The 20,417-nt window shown below is 40.3% G+C and carries 15 protein-coding genes and 1 pseudogene; 8 read left to right on the plus strand and 8 right to left on the minus strand.

The genetic code is table 11. The features are described from left to right. Nucleotides 1–127 precede the first annotated feature (127 nt). Entirely contained in the window at nt 128–1,594 is a 1,467-nt protein-coding gene (locus FTU92_RS04085) for a CHAD domain-containing protein (RefSeq protein WP_167846096.1), read from the plus strand. A gap of 121 nt (nt 1,595–1,715) precedes the next feature. On the opposite strand, the gene FTU92_RS04090 is transcribed toward FTU92_RS04085, so the two are convergent. Continuing rightward, complete coding sequence (locus FTU92_RS04090) at nt 1,716–2,348, minus strand: hypothetical protein (RefSeq protein ID WP_167846097.1); 633 nt, start codon at nt 2,346–2,348, stop codon at nt 1,716–1,718. A gap of 108 nt (nt 2,349–2,456) precedes the next feature. Between FTU92_RS04090 and FTU92_RS04095 the strand changes: the two genes are divergently transcribed. Together FTU92_RS04095 and FTU92_RS04100 are read left to right on the plus strand one after the other, a co-directional pair. Further along, on the plus strand, nt 2,457–2,858 hold the full coding sequence (locus FTU92_RS04095) for a DUF3144 domain-containing protein (RefSeq protein WP_004973007.1): 402 nt from the start codon (nt 2,457–2,459) through the stop codon (nt 2,856–2,858). Between the two features lie 143 nt (nt 2,859–3,001). Beyond that, a complete protein-coding gene (locus tag FTU92_RS04100; RefSeq protein ID WP_179989590.1) occupies nt 3,002–4,066 on the plus strand; it encodes an amidohydrolase in 1,065 nt (354 codons plus the stop codon). 96 nt (nt 4,067–4,162) lie between these two features. On the opposite strand, the gene FTU92_RS04105 is transcribed toward FTU92_RS04100, so the two are convergent. The 3 genes from FTU92_RS04105 to FTU92_RS04115 form a co-directional block, all read right to left on the minus strand. After that, entirely contained in the window at nt 4,163–6,979 is a 2,817-nt protein-coding gene (locus FTU92_RS04105; protein ID WP_180095685.1) for a pitrilysin family protein, read from the minus strand. Nucleotides 6,980–7,242: 263 nt separating this feature from the next. After that, nucleotides 7,243–8,064 (minus strand): PhzF family phenazine biosynthesis protein, encoded by an 822-nt coding sequence (locus FTU92_RS04110; protein WP_004973001.1) that lies wholly within the window; start codon nt 8,062–8,064, stop codon nt 7,243–7,245. Nucleotides 8,065–8,168: 104 nt separating this feature from the next. Next, nucleotides 8,169–8,729: a M23 family metallopeptidase gene (locus FTU92_RS04115; RefSeq protein ID WP_180072563.1), complete on the minus strand. Its 561-nt coding sequence runs from the start codon at nt 8,727–8,729 to the stop codon at nt 8,169–8,171. 245 nt (nt 8,730–8,974) lie between these two features. Here FTU92_RS04115 and FTU92_RS04120 point away from each other — a divergent pair, with 245 nt between their 5' ends. Continuing rightward, complete coding sequence (locus tag FTU92_RS04120) at nt 8,975–9,760, plus strand: rRNA large subunit pseudouridine synthase E (protein ID WP_180043807.1); 786 nt, start codon at nt 8,975–8,977, stop codon at nt 9,758–9,760. Between the two features lie 95 nt (nt 9,761–9,855). Here the strand turns inward: FTU92_RS04120 and FTU92_RS04125 are convergent, their stop codons facing one another. Continuing rightward, the gene (locus FTU92_RS04125) at nt 9,856–11,559 is read right to left on the minus strand and encodes a M61 family metallopeptidase (protein WP_180095687.1); all 1,704 of its coding nucleotides are present in this window, start codon (nt 11,557–11,559) and stop codon (nt 9,856–9,858) included. A 204-nt stretch (nt 11,560–11,763) separates the two neighbouring features. Here FTU92_RS04125 and FTU92_RS04130 point away from each other — a divergent pair, with 204 nt between their 5' ends. From FTU92_RS04130 to FTU92_RS04140, 3 genes are all read left to right on the plus strand, one after another. After that, nucleotides 11,764–13,074, plus strand: coding sequence for a D-alanyl-D-alanine carboxypeptidase family protein (locus tag FTU92_RS04130; protein WP_179988814.1), 1,311 nt, complete (start codon nt 11,764–11,766; stop codon nt 13,072–13,074). A 283-nt stretch (nt 13,075–13,357) separates the two neighbouring features. Next, nucleotides 13,358–13,840 carry a peptidylprolyl isomerase gene (gene slyD / locus FTU92_RS04135; RefSeq protein WP_096901865.1) on the plus strand — a complete coding sequence of 161 codons (483 nt, stop codon included), beginning with the start codon at nt 13,358–13,360 and terminating at the stop codon, nt 13,838–13,840. A gap of 254 nt (nt 13,841–14,094) precedes the next feature. After that, nucleotides 14,095–15,537 carry a deoxyribodipyrimidine photo-lyase gene (locus tag FTU92_RS04140; protein ID WP_180095689.1) on the plus strand — a complete coding sequence of 481 codons (1,443 nt, stop codon included), beginning with the start codon at nt 14,095–14,097 and terminating at the stop codon, nt 15,535–15,537. Nucleotides 15,538–15,619: 82 nt separating this feature from the next. Here FTU92_RS04140 and yaaA read toward each other — a convergent pair whose 3' ends face one another. Further along, nucleotides 15,620–16,399: a peroxide stress protein YaaA gene (gene yaaA, locus FTU92_RS04145; RefSeq protein WP_180095691.1), complete on the minus strand. Its 780-nt coding sequence runs from the start codon at nt 16,397–16,399 to the stop codon at nt 15,620–15,622. 450 nt (nt 16,400–16,849) lie between these two features. Here yaaA and FTU92_RS04150 point away from each other — a divergent pair. Then, nucleotides 16,850–17,595 (plus strand): annotated as a pseudogene (locus FTU92_RS04150) (IS5 family transposase). A gap of 74 nt (nt 17,596–17,669) precedes the next feature. Here FTU92_RS04150 and FTU92_RS04155 read toward each other — a convergent pair. Next, nucleotides 17,670–18,035, minus strand: coding sequence for a hypothetical protein (locus FTU92_RS04155; RefSeq protein ID WP_004972981.1), 366 nt, complete (start codon nt 18,033–18,035; stop codon nt 17,670–17,672). Between the two features lie 135 nt (nt 18,036–18,170). After that, on the minus strand, nt 18,171–20,417 hold the full coding sequence (locus FTU92_RS04160) for a bifunctional prephenate dehydrogenase/3-phosphoshikimate 1-carboxyvinyltransferase (protein WP_154320591.1): 2,247 nt from the start codon (nt 20,415–20,417) through the stop codon (nt 18,171–18,173).

The following is a 20,417-nucleotide window of genomic DNA, read 5'->3' on the forward strand; positions in this document are numbered from 1 at the left end:
TTTGTGTTAAAAACTGAATACAAATTATATTATTTTTCAAGCTTTTGTTCACAGTTCTCCCCTTGTTCATTTATAGATTTACACTATAGTAAAGAGAACTTATCTTGTTTCATCGAGGGCATTCCCGATGTGTGAAATAGAATTAAAATTTCAAATTCCACACAACTATCGTGCGGCATTTGAAAAAGCATTTAAAAAGAACAAACTGGTTCAACAACAACGCTTATGGGCTAAATATTATGATAGTCCTGAACAGCACTTAGCCAAGCAACGCATTGCCCTGCGTCAGCGTTTAGAGGGCGATATTTGGAAACAAACTTTAAAAGCGCCTAGTCCACAACATTATGAACGCTTTGAGCTTGAACATGAATTAGGACATGATGCGCCTGAATTGTGTGATTTGGCATGTTATGAAAATCATAAACAAGCACGAAAGATTTTAAAAAAAGCCTTAGACGGTTCAGAGGTAGATTTAACCCTGCAGTTTGAAACCGATGTTTTACGCTACAGCCAATTGGCACATTATAAAAACAGCCAAATTGAAGTTGCTTTTGATTTAGGTGAAATCCGCCAAGGCAAAAATTCGGTTGAAATTTACGAAGTTGAGTTTGAACTGAAACAAGGTGAAATTGCAGACTTAATTGCCTATATTCAGCCGTGGATTAAAAAATATCATTTATGGCTCGACACACGCAGTAAATCGCAGCGTGGCAATATGCTGTATAACAATGAAACCATGATTCCTGTACAGCAGCAAAGTACCTTGCAATTGCAACACCCCGAAAATATGCATGAGTTGTTGGCGCAAATTACCCAGAATTGTTTGGCACACTTGCTGCCAAATGCAACTGCGATTGCCAGTCAAGATTATGCCAGTGGGCATGTGCATCAAGCGCGTGTTGCCATTCGACGTTTACGCAGTGCCTTAAAAATTTTTGCTGAATATGATGCGTTGGCAAATAACAATTGGGAAAGTCAATTGGCGACACTTTTTCAGCAGTTAGGTTCGACCCGCGATCAAGATGCTTTGCGCGAGAGTCTGATTCCGCAACTTGAAAATGCAGGCTCACCTATTACCGAACTACCACCTGCAGCATCTGAAAACATTGCGATTGATGCAATTTTCCGCTCACCGACCACAACCTTATTACTGTTACAACTTATGAGTTTTGCACATTCGGCTGCGATTGCAGATGCAGAATCAAAACCATTCAAAAAAGTATTACGTAAACGCTTGCAGAAAATGCATCAACAAATTTGTGATGATACAGGTCATTTCCAAACCTTGGATGTGGAATCTAAACACCGCACGCGTAAGCGTGTAAAACGTTTACGCTATACCGTGGAGTTTGTGAGTAGTTTATTTGCAGAAGATGACGTCAAAACGTATTTAAAAACCCTAAAACCATTACAGGAAACTTTAGGGCATTTTAATGATTTAATGGTGGCACAAGGTCTATATGAAAGCCATGCTCAAACTGAACCGAAAACATGGTTTGTATTGGGTTGGATTGCGTCGGAAGAACGTCATATTTCCATACAGATTGAACAGGATTTACAGCAGTTTGCTGAAAGTCAGCCTTTTTGGTCGTAGTTGAAGTTTGATCATCAATCAATGATCACATTTAAGCTCAACAGGGATTCATTTCATGTTGAGCTTATTTTTTATATCTTAGATTAGTATTTAATCTGCAAATTCCAAACTTTCTAAAAGATTAACGATATTTACCAAATACTTTCCATGTTTGGTTATCTGCCAAAGGGTCTTGATAACTGTCACTACGCTGCTTACGTGGCTTATCTCGGGCATCGACCAGTTCAAAATATGGTTCGACACTTAATACAATACCATTCACATAAAAACGGGTGCGCGTGTAGTCACTTTGCCCATGCTGAAACACATAAGTACGCAAATCAATAAACTCACGATGTGCCACCAGTGCTGCATTGTCATCACTGTCTAACCAACGCTGCATGAGCTGAATTTCCTGCGGTTCAAATTGCCCACATTTTTCGATCAGGCTGGCAATCCCCCGAAAAGTTTTCGATTCTTTGGCGCGGGTTTTATTCACTCGAATCCGATCGACATGAAAATAAAATAAGGGCAAGTTCAAATGACTGGGTAAATGCACCGCATCAATGACTGCATCTTGCATAAAAGGCTGAAATAAATCCTGTGCACGTTCAATCAACCCTGTCCATTGTTTATAGTATTCTGCTACTTCTGCGCGTGTTCCATAATAAATCGGCAAGCCTTCAACATGGGCAAGTTGCACGGGTGGCCAAATATTTTGACGTAATAAAGCAATGTCGCTTTTTAAACTTTGTACCGCAATCGCATCTTGCATCAACCACTCCAATTTTGCTTAGGCTATTTTTAGCTTAAGGCAAAGGTTTTGTTTCTGCAAGGCTTTGCCTATAATGAAACATTCAGATTTTTAGCTTAGGAAAAATTCATGGTTCAAAAGATTGAAGCAACCGATGTAACCGAAGAAGAAGCATTAAATGCGGCTTTTTTTGAACGTGCCGATGAATTTATTAAACAGGCCAATGGCTTCTGTCATTTTGAAAAAGGCTCGACAGTAAAACCTGCCGAAATTCGTGGTCAGGTGAGTGCTGCCATGTTATTTGCTACTGCACGTTTTAATACTTGGGTGGCAGCCAATAATTTTAAAGATGGCAATGAAATGCGCGATGCCAAAGACCAAGTTATGTCATATATCTTGCAGCAATTTCAAATGATGCTTGAAGATAACTATGACGAATATTGCGAACAGTTTGAAAACTATTTGCGCTTCCGCCACAACGAAGAATTCCATACCCATAAACATGATCACGACCACTCGCACGATCATTAATTTTGCGTATAAACAAAGCCCTACAGGGCTTTTTTTATTGCGGCAATTTTTCAAATTTGTAGTTTTTCGATAAATAACCCTTCCCTTTTGCAACATGATGGCTTTGAATAGTGAAATACTAGCGTCATAAAAACAGGATGATTATGCAGAACCTAGGATTTGCACTCATTGATGCACATATTCATCAGTGGGATCCGTACAACACGCCGCACAGCGCACGACTTGCTGTTAAGCTTTTGGGCAAGCATCCCAATTTGCTAGATAAAACCATCCGCCTGATAAAACCAAAAACACTCATTGAAACTTTAGGACGCACCGAGCACGTCACATCGCCCTATTTACCTGAGCATTATGCCCGTGACTTAGGTTTTTATACGGCTGAAAAAGTCGTGCATATTGAAGCCAATTGGCACGACCATAAAGGCAAAGGCGTAGTTGGTGAAACCGAATTTATAGAAAGTCTGGATTTTAAAAATAATGGTTTGGCTTTGGGCGCGATTGTCGCCACTGCAGACCCGCGCGATTCTAATTTTAAGAAAATTCTCAAATTACATCACAAAGCTTCTCCGCATTTTCGCGGAATTCGTAAAATGGCAGCCGTGCATGAAGATCGCGGGATTTTTGCTTGGGCAGACGAACCACACTTATATCGGAACAAAAAGTTTCTAAAAGGTTTTGAAGCTTTGGCGCAATATAATTTAAGTTTTGATGCATGGACGTATTCGACCCAATTGGGTGATGTCTTGGCATTGGCCAAACAATTTCCAGAAACTTCTATTGTGCTTGAGCATTTGGGCACACCCGCGGGGCTGTTCGGGCAAGTTGGCACACATACAGGCGTGACCAAAACAGCACGAGAAAATATTCTATTTCGTTGGCAAGAAGATATTGCCGAGTTGGCACACTGCCCAAATGTTTACAGCAAAATTTCAGGGTTATTTATGCCTGTTTTAGGACATCAATTTCACTTGCAAAAACGTGAAGCCTCAAAACAGGAAATTATAGATTTAACTGCACCACTGATTCAGCATGCCTTACAAAGCTTTGGAATATATCGGTTGATGTTTGCTTCCAATTTTCCAATAGATCGAGTGAGCACGTCTTTGGTCAATTTAATTGATGCGACTAGTGATATTGTTGCGGCCTATCATCCAAATGCTTTGCAGCAAGTGTTTCATCATAATGCCAAACAGTTTTATCGTTTATAAAGCTTTAGCCAATTGAGCATAGATAGCAAACTTGAAGACAAAAAACGCATCGAAATGGATGCGTTTTTTGTATCTGCTCAAAATTAAATTGAATCTTTATTTAGACTGCGGCTTTAACGGCAGCACCTCAACATTGGCTTGACCATATTGATCGGCGGCTACTTCAAGCAAATGTTCTAAGCGTAAATATTTCTGAATCACAGCATCTACATCGGCTTTGCTGAGTTTTGCTAACGCTTGATCACGTCGCTCACGGTAACGTAAATCACGACCTTGTTCTAATTGTGGCACTAACATACGGTGGATACTGCGTTCATCTTCCAAGGCAGTCACACGTTTTTTCAAAATATCGGCTTTTGCAGCTTCAACTTCTTGCAAGCTGACACCATCACGGCGCAATTCCTGCAACACTTTATGCACCGCCTGTGACACTTGAGCCGACTTGCCTGCACTGTATTGCGCAGAAATACTGAGCGCACCCGATTGTTCAAATTCACTTAAACTCAAACCACTACTAAAACCATAAACCAATGCATTTTTTTCACGTAATTCTTGCGCCAAACGTGAAGACAATTGCGATTCGCCCAAAATATAACTCAGCACCATCATGGCAGGTGTGTCAGGATGATTTACGCCCAAAGGCAAGGTCAATAAACTTTGATAACTGCCAAATTCGCGCTGTTCTGCCAATACATGCAACTTTTTCGCAGGATATGCCGTATAGGCTGAATCTAAGCGTTGATACACTTCCGTATTACGCGATTGCCCCAAACGCTGAACTAAAGTTTTTTTAATTTGTTTCGGATCAAACTCACCTGTAATGGCAATCTGTGCATAATTCATGGCGAAAAATTGACGATATAACTGCTGCACCTGCGCTTGGGTTGCAGCTTGCAGTTGTTGCTTCGCAAATCCAGGTTCGAAGTGATAGCGTAAATCGCCCTGCGGGTAAATTTCAATTAAACGCGCCATAGTCAAAGCAGCCACAGTTTCAGGCTCGGTATAAGGTCGTTCTAAACTGGATAAACTTTGAGAACGAATTAAATCAAACTGACTTTGCTCAAAACTTGGGTTTTGCATGACATCTAAAACAAAATTAAAAAACGCATTAAACTTTTCTTTTTTTGCCACAATTTGAATATGAATCGCATTAGCATCGGCTTGTGCAAAAGCCGAACCACCTGCAGCAATTGACTGATCGGCGATGTCTTGCAAACTATGCTCTTGAGATGCACGCAGCAACAAATACGCGGTTAAATCTAAAATTTCGCCCTGCTTAAATAAAGATTGTGCCGTACCAAAATTTACCGAAATAGTGGCATAGGTTTTATCATCACGAGTTGCGGTTGGAAATAATGCATACTTGGCACCATTTTTTAAGCTGCCACGCTGAATCTTTTTTTCATTTTGAATCAAAGCTTGTTTAGATTTTTGCACATAGTCTGTCACTTCTTGCTGATAACTTTTCACATCTTTCAAAGGTGTAACAGGTGTATCTTGCTGATCTAAAGTTTTTGCTGTATTTAGATTATTTTTTGCTGTGAGTGCCTGTTTTTGATCTTCAGGTGTGGGCTGAATATCGCCAATGACCCGATGCTGTGCAGTGAAGAACTGTTTTAAACGCTGATTTAGTTCATCTGCATTTAACTGTTGAATATTGTTTAAATCACGCCAATATTGTGTCCAATCACCCTGATAAGCCACAGCATAATCACTCAAGCGACCACCCAAAGCCACCGCATCATTCATTACACTGTCTGCCTGATTTTGAATCAAGTTTTTCACACGTTGTAACTCGGCATCATCAAAGTTTTTTGCCTGCTCGATACTTTGATTCAAGCCAGCTTGTAATTGCTTGGCATCATGATTCGGTGCATACAAAGCCCCCATCAGCACCAAATTAAAATCTTGATCTAACCAAGTGCTGGACTGCACCATGGTACTTTTGCCTGTTTCTACCAGTGCTTGATACAAATGCCCACTCGGTTGCAACGTATGTAAATAAGGTGACAGCGCCAAAGCGGTTTTGATCTTTTCGTCATTGCCATTTAAATACAGATTAAATTTGGCCAGTTGACTGCCCTTTTGTACCACAAAATTTCGTTGCTGAATTTTGTTACTGTCTAATCGAGGCACTTGTACTTGTTTGGGAATTTGTCGTGCTGCAATTGGACTAAAATGTTGATCAATTTGTTTTAACACCGCTGCCTGATCAAACTTGCCTGTCATCACTAAAATGGCATTATTCGGCGCGTACCATGTGCGGTAAAATTGATTTAATTCCTGCATTTTGATGGATTGCAGTTCGTTTAAATCGCCAATAGGTAAGCGTCCGAAATACTGATTGCCATAGGCCGATTTCCACACCTGATCTATCAAGACTGAAAACGGTTGATCCATCCGCACTTCACGTTCACGCTTTACAATCGCAATTTCGGCAGGCACATATTTTTCCTGCATGACCAACTTATCCATGCGTTCCGCTTCAAGATAAATCATCTCATTGACTGCGCGAGTTTCAGGACGAATGATGTTGGTGTATTTAGTCGAATAATAGTCGGTGCTGGCATTGTGCATTAAACTATATTGATCTAAACGGCGCTGAAATTCCTCGGCAGGTACATTTTCTGTACCTTTAAATGCCAAATGTTCCAACAAATGTGCCAAACCACCTTTGCCTTGGGGATCATTCAATGAGCCCGTTAAATACACCATATTCATAAAGACTTTATTTTCTTTTTGATTGGGTGCCAAAATGACTTTTAAGCCATTATCAAGTTGATATTCTTGTATTTCTTGCTGAGATTTTACTAAAACTGGCTGGGCGAAAACCACGCCATTGAATGCCAGTACACATAAAGATAAAGTGAGGGTTTTAAAACGTAGCAACTTCTTTTTCCCGATTGATTTCATTCTATTTTTGATTTGCCATCGAAAATGGCAATTTTCAACTTGAGCTTAACAGCATACCAAGCTGCGATTAAATCAACCGTAAAAATTTGCAAAATATATGATTTAAACCAAGCAAAACTTGCAAACTACTCTCATCTCAGCTTTTTTCCAATAAAGAAAGATGAAAACTTAATATGACAAAAATAAAGCAATGATCAATCGTAAATTTGACTATGCATTTGATCATTTTTAAAGGATGAAAGAAATCTAATGCAGGACATAGTTTAAATCATGATTTCGCCCTGCAAATATAGCTGTGCATAACCTGAAATTTCGATACGACCATTAGGCAACATCTTGCAATACAGTATGCCACCTCGGGCTGAAGCCTGATAAGCCACAAGTTCAGTTTGCTGCAATTTTTCTGCCCAAAGTGGTGCAATTGCAGTATGAATTGAGCCTGTAACAGGGTCTTCTGCAATGCCCATAGCGGGTGCGAAATAACGCGACACACAGTCATACTGTGCATTTTTAGAAGCAGTAATCGCAACATCATCACTCGACTGTGCTGTGATAGCTGTACGCAATTGTCCCAATTGTTTTAATAATTCAAGATTCGGCTGTTCATCTAGCACATCTTGTACCGATTCATACTCCACAATATAAGCTTGCGCATTGATATAGACATTTTTAAATGGTTTAGTCAAAGCTTGGCGTAAAATATCGGGATAATCTTCAACTTTCTGGGCAGCGCGTATCGGGAAATTCATGCAAATTTTGCCATCTTGCTGTTGCTGAACTGTAAAAATCCCCAAATTTTTCACATGAAATTGAATTGTATTTGCCTCTGTATAATCCTTAAATAAAACAAAGCTGCTGGCAAGTGTGGCATGTCCGCAAAAATCGACTTCTGTTATGGGGGTAAACCAGCGGATTTCAAAGTTTTCTGCATCTATCATTTTGACAAAAGCGGTTTCGGACAGATTATTTTCCAATGCGATATTTTGCATTAAATCATCAGCTAACCATGTTTTACTCACAAGCACGGCGGCGGGATTGCCTTTAAACAATTCATGGCTGAAAGCATCAACTTGGTAAATTTTCATGATTAAATGGTTTGTCCTAAAAATAATGACGGCTACCTAATATGAATAGGCTTTAAACATAAATGCTAAAAATATGTCATATTTATAAAATATTAGAGCTGAGGTTAGCGTGAACTTGCTAGTAAATATGGATAAGGATTCACAGCCCCATGCCCGCGTAGATAAATGCCATAATGCAAATGTGGCGGCGTGTTTTGGGCATTGCCTGACGTGCCAACAAAACCAATAACTTCACCAGCTTCAACCCAGTCTCCCACATGAATATGTTCGGCATAATCATCAAGGTGTGCATAATAATGTTGGCTTAATGCAGGCCCAGTAATCCAAATGACTTTTCCACCTAAGCGGTCTAAACCAATTTTATGCACAACGCCATCTGTCGCCGCAATGACGGCTGTACCACGCACCGCAAAAATATCAGTCCCCTGATGCTTTCGCCCTTCACTGCGTGCTGCCCCCCAGGTATCTTGTATTTGAGCAAAATTTACACCTTTCACTGGAATTTGTAGTGGAGTCACTGCGAATTCAGTTTGTTGCAATTTCCAGTATAAATACGGGGTTTGAATTCCTGCAGACTTGCCAGACACGGGTGGCTGACATGCACTAAGCAAAGCCAGCATTGAAAAGCTAAAGAAGAGTATAAAGCACCAATGACCTTGTTGCATAACATCCTAATTTATATTCATACACGTTTATCTTAATTTTATGCATTATAGATGCCTAGTCTGTTTCTGTAGTTTAATGCACACACACAAAAATAATTGTCTTTAAGCAATACTTTCCCCTATTCTTATCGCATAATAGACCCATCTTAAACACACTGTATTTGCGATTTAATTGGAAATCGCCCGTTTTTCCTTTTAAATACTCTCAATTTTCCCAATTTGTTGAATTTAAAGAAGCACTTCTTATGAAAATCGTCATCTTAAATAAACCATATGACGTTCTCTCTCAATTCCGTGAAGATGAAAAACATCTCACCATGTCGGCTTTTGTAGATGATCCAGACTTACGTTTAGCTGGGCGTTTAGATATGGATTCGGAAGGCTTGGTATTTTTGACTGATCATGGCGGCTTGAATCAGTTTATTACCAATCCAGCCAATAAAAAATACAAAACCTATTTGGTTCAAGTCGATGGTGATGTCACTGAAGATGCCTTAGCACAATTGCGTAAAGGCGTAGAACTGAAAGATGGAATAACTTTACCTGCGCAAGCGTATAAAGTCGATGAGCCTGAATGGTTGTGGGAGCGTGATCCTCCTGTACGTTTCCGTGCTTCTGTACCTACTTCGTGGATTGAAATTTCAATTTGTGAAGGTCGCAACCGCCAAGTACGTCGTATGACGGCTGCGGTTGGTTTTCCAACTTTGCGTTTAATTCGTACCAAAATTGGTTCAATTGATTTGGTGCAATTGGGTTTACAGCCTGGTGAAACCAAAGAAATTGAACCGTTGTTGTATCCTGATTTTAAAGATGTGCCTGCTGCTGAACCGTATCGCTCGCGTTCTTATGTGAAAAAACCTGGTGGTACGGGTGGCAAGCCAATCCATCAAAAGAAAAATAAAGATGGCACTACCAAGAAAAAATCAGGTACGCCACGTATTTGGCAAATGGAAGAAAGTGAGAAACCTCGTCGTAAGACCAATGGTACTACACGCCCTAATACCAAAAGCCGTGGACGTCGGGCACGTTAATGAGTTGGTGAGTCAAAACTCAACTTGTTCAAGATACAAAAATGGATGCCGAAGCATCCATTTTTTTATAGCTGAACTTTAAATTAAACTTTAACTCAGCCTTTTAACCACTGTTCTACTTTTGCCTGATCTGTAACGCTTAATGCCACTTCTGGCAATTCAATCTGCGCAGCATTCAGTTCAAAAGTCATCAACTCATCACGGCGGAATGCATGAACAGTATAAGCTGCATCCTGTTTGGCATATTGCTCAAGTGATTTTACAGATGCCTTTAAGCCATCAATCGCAACAATCACATCAAGCGCAGAAAGTCCTGCTTTTGCCGCAGCACCTTCACGATGGGCAGCTTGTACCAACACCCCTTCAGGTTTATCTGCCAATTTTAAACCAAACGGCAAAGACTTATCCTGTTTTAGCTGATAATCAACGCCAAATTCAGGCAATAACTGATCGAGCGGCAATTCATCAGTCGTGTTAATTAAATGATTGATTTGCTCCGACCAATCATCTCCTGTCAATTCTTTACATAATTCAAAGATAGTGCGCTCATGCACTTGAATGCCCTGTTGCGCATTAGCGTACAATTTCTGCATTAAGGCATCTAAGCTTGAACCACGTAAACGCAAGCCCAAATCTAAACATAAAGCCACCAAACAGCCTTTGTTATAGTAGCTGGTTCCTGCATTGTTCGAGTTTTCATCTTGACGATAGAACTTAACCCAAGCATCAAAACTAGATTCTGCTACCGTTTGAATCGCACGACCCGGATTTTGCAAATAACGATCAATTTGTGCTTTGAGCAACTCCAAATAAGCCGCCAGATCAATTACACCACTACGCAGCAATAACAAATCATCGTAATAAGACGTAAAGCCTTCAAAAATCCATAACAGCGATGTATAACCTTCCTGATTCAGATCATAATTCACAAAGCTTTCAGGACGAATGAATTTCACCAACCAACTATGAAAATACTCATGGCTGCACAGACCTAAAAAGCGCTGATAATCTTTAGAAGGTTGTTCAGGTTCGTTAGCTTTCGGCAAATCATCACGAGGTGTAATTAAACTGGTACTGTTTGGATGCTCTAAACCGCCATAGCTATTGCCTGTTGCCATGGTCATAAAGGTATAGTTTTCAAATGGCGCAGAACCAAACATAGCAATTTGCGTGGCACAGATTTTTTCAATATCTTGCTGCATACGTGCAGCATTCATTGCATGTTTACCCGAAACCACAAATTCATGTGGAATATCTGCTGCGGTAAAACTAAAACGAGTTTGTTCTGCCAATTCAAACGGTGCATCAATCAGTTCGGCATAGTTTTTGGCTTTTAAGGTATAACGCCCTTTTACCAAACTTTTTGCAATCAAACCTGTTGCAAGCTGAAAATGCTTCAGCTCATCTGGTAAAAATATTTCAACTTCAATGGCTTTGTCTTCTTGTCCATCTAAGCCCAAACAAGCACAGGCAGGATTGACATATAAACGCGTCTGATCGACATAAGCGCCACGCACCGACAAATCATAAGCGTAGACATCATATTCCACCGTAATCAATTCATGATCGGTATTAAATAAGCGCCATTTATTCTTTTCAAATTTCTGAATTTTGAGGATACGCCCTGCTTCATCATAAGCACGTACCGATTCAAGATGTTTGGAGAATTCACGAATTAAATAGCTGCCTGGAATCCAAGTAGGTAGCGATAAAACCTGAGTAGGATTAGCCAAAAAACGCACTGTGACATGCATAAGATGCTGACGATAATCGTCAAATTCGATTTGATAATGCAACATAATGGGCAATACAAAATGTATAAATAAGAACTTGACCACAAGCTTAACATTTTTTTAGCAATTGATGCGTCAAGATGAGATTTGTCTGCATTTATGGGTAGCCATCTGAGCAAAAAAGGCATAGCATTCCCTAGTCAATTGTTATTGTTTTTGCTGCTTAAAACCATTGTGACACCAATGGATTGGTGTAAATAAGGAACTTCTTTGAAACGTGTTATCTATCTGATTGCGGCGCTCTGCTGGCTCTGCAGCGCAATCACGCATGCCGCATTATTGAATATTCAAGCTGAAAGTGTCGAAGCCGAAGCATGGGCAATTTTAGACCCACAATCTGGGCAAGTGATTGCAGAACACAATAGTCACGTACAACGTGCACCTGCTTCACTCACTAAAATGATGGTGGCCTATATTGTGCTGAAAGATATTCAGGCAGGTAAATTAGACCGACATGAAATTTTGACCGCAACACCTGTGGTAGAACAAGTGATGTGGGATGAATCACAAATGTATCTAAAAGCAGGTGAGCAGATTTCGGTAGATCAATTATTGGCAGGCTTAATTATTATGTCTGCTAACGATGCTGCACTCACTTTAGGTGAACGTGTTGCAGGTGGTGTGCCGCAGTTTATTGCCCGAATGAATCAGGAAGCGCAAGCTTTGGGTATGCAAGACACACATTTTCAGAATCCGTCTGGTGTGACTATGCCTAGTCATTATTCTTCTGCGGCAGATATGGCACGTTTAGCACAAGCGATAGTGACTGAAACACCCGATTATTTGGCTTATTCAAAACAAACTAGTTTTACCTACAATCAGCACTTTCACCGTGCGACCAATATATTATTAAAACAAGACCCAAGTGTAGATGGGTTAAAAACAGGCTTCACCAAAGCTGCAGGCTACAACCTTGCCTTAACTGCAAACCGCCCAACATTGGATAGTGCTGCACCTGAGCGTCGTTTAGTGGTGGTGGTGATGGGAACCAAGAGTGCGCAAAAACGTGCTGAAGTGGCACATCAATTATTAAATTTAGCTTATAGCTATACCCGTAATGAAGTCGCGATTAAACCCAAACAAATGATTGCAGAATTGCCTGTGGTGAAATCGACCTTACGCATGTTTAAGATTGAAAGCAGTCAGCCAAAGTTTGTGACGACATCATTGTATGAACAGCCATATGCAATTAACTTGTCGCAGTTTGATCAAAGTACTCAACGTCTACAACTTGTGAATGCACAGGGCGAATTAGAAACACTTGAACCTGCACAGCGTACACAAACGCATGTCAATATTGAATTGTCTGAAAAGTTACTGACTGCGCCATTGGCACAGGTTATGAAACTGGCAACCGTACACGTTTATCAAAATAATCAATTGATTAACAGCTTTGCAATTGAAGAACAGGTCAACATTGTTGAAGCCAATATTTTTGAAAGAATCATGATGTGGTTTGGCAGTTTGTTTAATTTCTTTAGCCATCAACCTGTAGAAGATGAGAAAACTTCACTCGGTTAGAAGCCGATGATCCTCAAGAATTAAATATCACCAAGATGGGCAATGTCCCATCTTTTTTATTGTCATCTACACATCATACAAAGGGCTTAAAATGAGCCTGCAATAAAATCTGCAAATTTATAGGTATGACGCACAAATTTGCATTGAAATTATAAAAATTGCCCCGATTAACTAAAAAATGTCATAAAAAACTCGGAAAAGTGAAGAATTTGCAGAAATGTCTATAACAAATTCCACGTTTCACTTTATGATGTACCCTTAAAAAATTGAATGGATCAATAACATGACTGCTATTGCAAATGACCTCGTGGTTTCTTTCCACTACACATTGACTAACGCAGAGGGTGAAACTCTCGACAAATCTCAAGGTGAACCACTTGCCTATTTGCATGGTGCAGGTAATATCATCCCTGGTTTAGAAAAAGCGTTAGAAGGTAAAACAGTAGGTGAAAAATTTACTGTAAACGTACCTGCAGCTGAAGGTTATGGCGAATACAACCCAGACTTAGTACAAGAAGTTCCTGCACAAATGTTCCAAGGTGTAGACAACATCCAAGCAGGCATGCAATTCCAAGCGCAAACTGATGATGGCGTTCAAATCGTAACTGTAAAAGCAGTTGAAGGCGACAACGTAATTGTTGATGCAAACTTCCCACTTGCTGGTCAAGATTTAACGTTTGAAGTTGAAATCATTGAAATCCGTGAAGCTTCTCAAGAAGAATTAGATCACGGTCACGTACACGGTGCGGGTGGTCATCACCACTAAGATCAGTATTGACCGAAGCAAAAGGCAAAGTATTTTTACTTTGCCTTTTTTGTTTGTCATTCTAAAATTCAGGATAAGCACATGACTGAAAGATCCTTTCAGGCAGACTATTGCGGAAAGATCATTACAGGAAAAATCAACACAGCACATTGTCGTTTTATTGGACAATTAAACCCTTCGCATTTAAGACAATTTTACCCAGTCATGCTTATAATGAAGTCACCTTTCTAGCGCTCACATCAAGCATTCTTCCCATGCAAAACTATAATTTAGTTTGGTTCCGACAAGATTTAAGAATTTCAGATCACACCGCACTTTGGCATGCTAGCCAAGCAGGAGCTTGTATTGGCGTGGTGATTCTTTCGCCTCAGCAATATCGTTTACATCACGATGCGCCCATTAAAATTGACTTTTACTTGCGTCAATTAAATGCACTAAAAGACGAACTCGCACAACTCAATATCCCACTGATTGTTCAAATTACACCATCTTGGGCTGACATTGCACAAACACTGCTCCAACTATGCCAAACATTGAAGGACTCTCATCCGATTCAAAATATTTATGCCAATATTGAATTGGGAGTGAATGAGCTAAAACGTGATCTTGAAGTTCAACAAACCTTGAACCAACACGGTCAGGATTTGGTTTTGTACCATGACCGCACGCTTTTTCCTGTGGGTACGGTGCGCAATCAGAGCATGAAACCGTATCAGGTATTCAGCGCATTTAAAAAATATGCCTATCAACAGTTGAGTGTCAGTATTCCGCGTTGCTTTCCTCTGCCACAAGCTCAAACGTCGATTCAACTTCCTGAACAATATCTCTCTACTGTACCAAGTTTAGAACACTTAGGTTTCGACCCACTTCCAACGGCACAACAAAATTTATGGGCAGTCACGGAACAACATGCACAGCAATTGTTGGATGATTTTACGCGTGAACAAATGCAAGATTATCAGCAACAGCGTGATTTTCCAGCGTTGTCTGGTACCAGCCAATTATCTGCGTATTTAAACTGTGGCATTCTCTCCATTCGGCAATGTCTGGCTGCGGTTTTTGCGCATTCACAAGGACATTTTCATCTTGAAAATACAGGGCAACAAACTTGGTTAGATGAATTACTGTGGCGTGAGTTTTATCAACATATTTTGTTTGATTATCCCAAAGTTTCAAAGCACCGCCCTTTTAAAGATCAGACCGCGCAGGTGGCGTGGCGAAATGATCCTGCAGGTTTAGCAGCATGGCAACAAGGAAAAACAGGCATCCCCATTGTGGATGCAGGCATGCAACAACTTTTGCAAACGGGCTGGATGCATAATCGAGTCAGAATGATTTGCGCAATGTTTCTGTGCAAAAACCTGTTAATTGACTGGCGCTTGGGCGAACAGTGGTTTATGCAACATTTAATTGATGGTGATTTGGCTGCCAATAACGGTGGCTGGCAATGGTGTGCCTCGACTGGTACAGATGCAGTGCCCTATTTTAGGATTTTCAACCCTGTGAGCCAATCACAAAAGTTTGACCCCAATGGTGATTATATTCGCACATGGCTACCTGAACTGGCACATTTAGATGCCAAAAACATTCATGAACCGTATGTGAAAAATCCAAACCTAAAACTGGATTATCCTCATCCAATTGTAGATTTAAAACTTAGCCGATTACGTGCCATAGAAGCCTTTAAACAGCTTTAAGAGTACAAACAGGAGATTGGTCAGTCTCGCCCCCATCTGCCATAGGTTAGCATGATGGGAGATTCAACGATTAAACCGACAGTTAGGCGGCTTGCTCGTCACGTTTAAAGACCAATTCGCCTTTTAAAGAACTGTCTGCATCGAAATAATAACCTTCACTATTGAATGCTTTTAAGTCTTCTGCGCGTTCTAATTTATTCTCGATGATAAAACGTGCCATCAAACCACGGGCTTTTTTGGCAAAAAAACTGATGACTTTATATTTACCATTTTTCTGATCTAAAAATACAGGTTTAATAATTTCAGCCTGAATTTTTGCTTCCTGCACCGACTTATAATATTCATCGGAAGCTAGATTAACTAATAATGCCGACTGGTTATGTTTTAAATCTTGGTTAATTAAATTGGTGATGATATCGCCCCAGAAACGATACAAATTTTCACCGCGCGCATTATGCAACTTAGTGCCCATTTCCAAACGATACGGCATCATTAAATCCAATGGACGCAATAAGCCATATAAGCCAGAAAGCATGCGCAAGTGTTGTTGAGCAAACTCAATCTCTGCAGCAGATAAACTATAAGCATCTAAGCCTGTGTACACATCACCTTTAAAGGCAAACATGGCCTGACGTGCATTGGCAAGATCAAACTCTGCTTGCCAGTCACGAAAACGCTCGACATTCAAAGTGGCAATTTTTTCACTGACACTCATTAAACTGGCAATTTCTGTAGCAGAAAGTTTACGTGCTACATCAATTAACTCTTGTGAATGTTGAAGTAATCTAGGTTGAGTATATTCATCGCTTGGTAATGCAGTTTCATAATCTAAAGTCTTGGCTGGAGAAATTAAAGCGAGCATAAACCACCTAAATAAAAAATACTGCGCTCACTATAGCAGCAGCTTTCAACAAACTCCAATGCGTGTTTTTGTTTAACCCTATCGGAAAAACACGTTGCGTTGTATTGCTAGAAGATGATCTCTTAGATCAATCCAACGTGGAGGCTGAGGTGCTTTTATTTCAGTGTCTGCTTTAAAAAAACATTGATTCACTCTGATCAGTTGAGCTTATTTTTTTTATAGTACTTGCAACATTTCTCTAGGCAATAAAAAACCCACTTAACTCTCCCAAATTAAGCGGGTTAAATAAAAATTATTTTGTTGTATTGTTCTTGCTGCTTAATATACGGTTGCGATGTGTCATTTAGATGACATTTCAATTAAAAAATTAATAGGATCTGTTGACATTTGCTGTATAAAAAAATAGCGAGATAGTAAAATTCAATCGCCAAACCAAATTCACTACTCGCTATACCTCGTACAATGTTGAATGATCAACACTGGTCTAAGTTAAAAGCTATTCTCGCAATTTTAATATTTATCTCAAATCAAATTTGAGAAATTTTTTTGAGGCAATCCTATATCGTATTAGAACAGGATGCCCTTCGAGAGATTTACCCGAGGTTTTTGGTAATCCAAACTCAATTTTTAAAAAGTACAATCGCTGGTCTAATAAAGATAAGATAATGAAAATATTTAAAATATTCTCAGAGAACGCTGATCGTGAATGGATATTTATTGATGCTACTCATGTTAGAGCACACCAACATTCAGCAGAAATCCCTAATCAGGATATTTCAAAAAGTGTTGGGGGTAATAATTCTAAAATTCACTTAGCTGTTGACTCTCACGGTAACCCGATCGAATTTATTATTTCAGATGGAACCACCCATGATGTCAAAGTTGCCCCTATTTTAGTCGAACAATTAGATTTAACTGACACTGAAATAGTCTGTATGGATAAAGGCTATGATTCTGAAATATTAAGAGAGCAGATTAAAAATTAAAGTGCTAAAGCGAATATACCGAAGAAATCAAACACGAAATCAAGTAATGATCATATGGACTGGTATTTATATAAAATCAGACACTTAGTTGAGAATGCTTTTTGCCGTTTGAAGCAATTCCGAGGAATTGCTACACGGTTTGATAAACTAAAGCGAAACTTTCGAAGCGCAGTTGCCTTAGCTTGTATTTATCTGTGGCTGCCTTTATGAAATGTCAACAGACCCTATTTTTAATTTAAAAATCAAGTATAAATTTTAAACATCCAACGTCTTTGCAGCTTGGTTTAACCTTTCCATTCAAACTCACTAAAAGATTGGTCTTCTTTCAGAGTATTTTCTACCGCTTGCGCCAATTGATTTAATAAACTTTGCTCGGTAATTCGTTCTAGCCAGTCTTGTTCCTCATTTGGGTATGAAGTAATTTCACAAACAAGATGCCCATCTTCACCACGGCTTTGACAGTTTACTGCCAAAGGCAGCGCATGTTGATCTACACTTACAGCGACTTGTGCACCACTCTGCGGCAACGTTTGAAAGCCATAATGAGATAAGTTTTGTGAAAGTAAATTCGCCACATAATTCTGTGCCAGAGTGCAATCTTGTAACTCTTGTTTATTTTCACAATTCGCCATAAATTTTAATTTGCGCATGCTCGAACCCAAAGGCTTTTTTCTTGTATGGGTTTAGCATAAGCAATAAAACGCAAACAGCCAAGCAAAAGCTTGGCTGTTTCAGCATAAAGTCTAGGCTTTGCGACTCTTCATCGCAGCCCCTATCGTTTTGGCTTATTCTGTCACTTGAATATTCAGACCTGCCACACCTGCAAGCTCAGTAAAGGTAGGGAAACTTGTTGCTACTGTTTCTGTACCTACAATTTTAATTTCACCAGAAGTACGCAAGCCTGCCATAGAGAAACTCATGGCGATACGATGGTCATGATGTGATTCAATCTCGCCGCCTGTAAATATCGCTGACCAGTCGCCTGCTTTGCCTTTACCCTGAATGATGATGCCATCGTCAGTTGGTGTGCAGTCAATGCCCATGGTTTTTAAACCATCTGCCATCACTTGAATACGGTCTGATTCTTTTACGCGCAATTCTGCAGCACCTGTCAGTACAGTTTGACCTTCAGCACAAGCTGCAGCAATGAACAATGCAGGAAATTCATCAATTGCCAATGGCACTTGATCTTCAGGAACATGAATCCCTTTTAAAGTACGTGAACCACGAATACGAATATCTGCAATTGGTTCACCGCCTGCAATACGTTCATTTTCCACGCTCAGGTCTGCACCCATTTGTTTCAGAATTTCAATCACACCTGTACGGGTTGGGTTAATGCCCACCGCTTCTAAGGTTACATCTGAATTTTCTGTAATGGCTGCACCCACCATGAAGAATGCCGCAGATGAAATATCAGAAGGTACTTGAATATCTGTACCCACCAATTTACCGCCGCCTTGCAATGAAATACGGTTACCTTCAGTTTTCACTTCATAACCAAATGCTCGTAACATACGTTCGGTATGGTCACGCGTTGGTTCAGGCTCAGTCACTGAAGTTTCACCTTCTGCCCAAAGCCCTGCCAATAAAATACCAGATTTCACCTGTGCAGATGCCATTGGCAAATCATAGTGAATACCTTTCAGCGCTTGCGCACCTGTAATCGATACTGGCGGTGTGCCACGTTCACCCGTCGTTTGAATTTGTGCACCCATTTCACGCAATGGTTTAGCAATACGTTCCATTGGACGCTTGGTCAGTGACGCATCACCTGTCATAACAGAATCAAACTGCTGTGCAGACAACATGCCTGCCAACAAACGCATAGATGTGCCTGAGTTACCCATATAAATTGGGCCTGCAGGTGCTTTTAAACCTTGCATACCTACGCCATAAATGGTGACCTCACCATTTTTAGGGCCTTCAATGCTCACACCCATATCACGAAATGCTTGCAAAGTCGCCAATGCATCTTCACCTTCAAGGAAACCTGTCACATGCGTAGTGCCTTCGGCAATTGCACCAAACATAATTGAACGATGTGACACAGATTTGTCACCCGGTACGGTAAATTTACCTTGGAAAGTCTTAGCACCTGGCAAAATCGTAAATTGTTGTGTCACGTTATTGTTCTCCATAAAAGGTTTCTTGGCGAGCATATGATTAAAATGCTGTCGTGCCGCTTGTGCATGTCCAAGCAAGCCCATTAAAGCATGCGAGTCTTCTTGTTCAATCAGTTGGCGAATAATCGCGAGTTGACTTTCAAAGCCATCCACCGCTTTTAACAATGCAGTTTTATTGGCCAAGAAAATGTCATGCCACATTTGTGGATCGCTGGCAGCAATACGTGAGAAGTCACGAAAGCCACCTGCAGCATAGCGGAAAATGTCTAAATTATCTTCCCGATTTGCCAATTGTTCGACCAAATTAAAGGCCATTAAATGTGGAAGATGACTGGTATACGCCAATACCTCATCATGTTTTTCCACATCCATGCAAATTACTTCGGCTTTGGCGCTTTCCCACATTTGAATCAGTTTATTGACTGCCCACGGCGCACTGCTTGGCAATGGTGTCAAAATAACTTTGTGATTGGCAAATAAATCAACCTTGCCTGCATGCACGCCTGTATGCTCTGCCCCAGCAATTGGATGCCCGGGTACAAAACCTGCAGGTAAATGTTCTCCAAAAACCGCTTTGGCTGCAGCCACGACACTGCCTTTGGTGCTGCCTACATCGGTCAGAATTACATTATCTGCCAAATGTGGCTGAATTAATCGCAAGACTTTTTCTGTGGCTTGCACAGGTAGCGCCAACACCACTAAATCTGCGCCTTGTACCGCATCTACAGGATTGTTAAAGCCTTGTTCAATTAATCCTAATTCCAAAGCATCTTGCAGCGTTTTTTCAGAACGGGTCGATGCCACAATATGCCGACTTAAGTTTTCTGCCAGCATTACACGTGCCAAACTCGAGCCTATTAGCCCGAGTCCGATAAATGCAACTTTTTCAAACAATGGTTGCGCCAT

The sequence above is a fragment of the Acinetobacter sp. YH12205 genome (genome assembly GCF_013418125.1).
Lineage (GTDB): Bacteria > Pseudomonadota > Gammaproteobacteria > Pseudomonadales > Moraxellaceae > Acinetobacter > Acinetobacter towneri.

Excerpts from the sequence above, each read along its gene's own strand:
- FTU92_RS04125 (WP_180095687.1), bottom strand. The coding sequence starts at position 11,559 with ATGTTGCATTATCAAATCGAATTTGACGATTATCGTCAGCATCTTATG.
- FTU92_RS04155 (WP_004972981.1), bottom strand. The coding sequence starts at position 18,035 with ATGCGCAAATTAAAATTTATGGCGAATTGTGAAAATAAACAAGAGTTA.
- FTU92_RS04140 (WP_180095689.1), top strand. The coding sequence starts at position 14,095 with ATGCAAAACTATAATTTAGTTTGGTTCCGACAAGATTTAAGAATTTCA.
- FTU92_RS04085 (WP_167846096.1), top strand. The coding sequence starts at position 128 with ATGTGTGAAATAGAATTAAAATTTCAAATTCCACACAACTATCGTGCG.
- FTU92_RS04095 (WP_004973007.1), top strand. The coding sequence starts at position 2,457 with ATGGTTCAAAAGATTGAAGCAACCGATGTAACCGAAGAAGAAGCATTA.
- slyD (WP_096901865.1), top strand. The coding sequence starts at position 13,358 with ATGACTGCTATTGCAAATGACCTCGTGGTTTCTTTCCACTACACATTG.
- FTU92_RS04105 (WP_180095685.1), bottom strand. The coding sequence starts at position 6,979 with ATGAAATCAATCGGGAAAAAGAAGTTGCTACGTTTTAAAACCCTCACT.
- yaaA (WP_180095691.1), bottom strand. The coding sequence starts at position 16,399 with ATGCTCGCTTTAATTTCTCCAGCCAAGACTTTAGATTATGAAACTGCA.
- FTU92_RS04110 (WP_004973001.1), bottom strand. The coding sequence starts at position 8,064 with ATGAAAATTTACCAAGTTGATGCTTTCAGCCATGAATTGTTTAAAGGC.
- FTU92_RS04100 (WP_179989590.1), top strand. The coding sequence starts at position 3,002 with ATGCAGAACCTAGGATTTGCACTCATTGATGCACATATTCATCAGTGG.
- FTU92_RS04160 (WP_154320591.1), bottom strand. The coding sequence starts at position 20,417 with ATGGCGCAACCATTGTTTGAAAAAGTTGCATTTATCGGACTCGGGCTA.
- FTU92_RS04120 (WP_180043807.1), top strand. The coding sequence starts at position 8,975 with ATGAAAATCGTCATCTTAAATAAACCATATGACGTTCTCTCTCAATTC.
- FTU92_RS04090 (WP_167846097.1), bottom strand. The coding sequence starts at position 2,348 with ATGCAAGATGCGATTGCGGTACAAAGTTTAAAAAGCGACATTGCTTTA.
- FTU92_RS04115 (WP_180072563.1), bottom strand. The coding sequence starts at position 8,729 with ATGCAACAAGGTCATTGGTGCTTTATACTCTTCTTTAGCTTTTCAATG.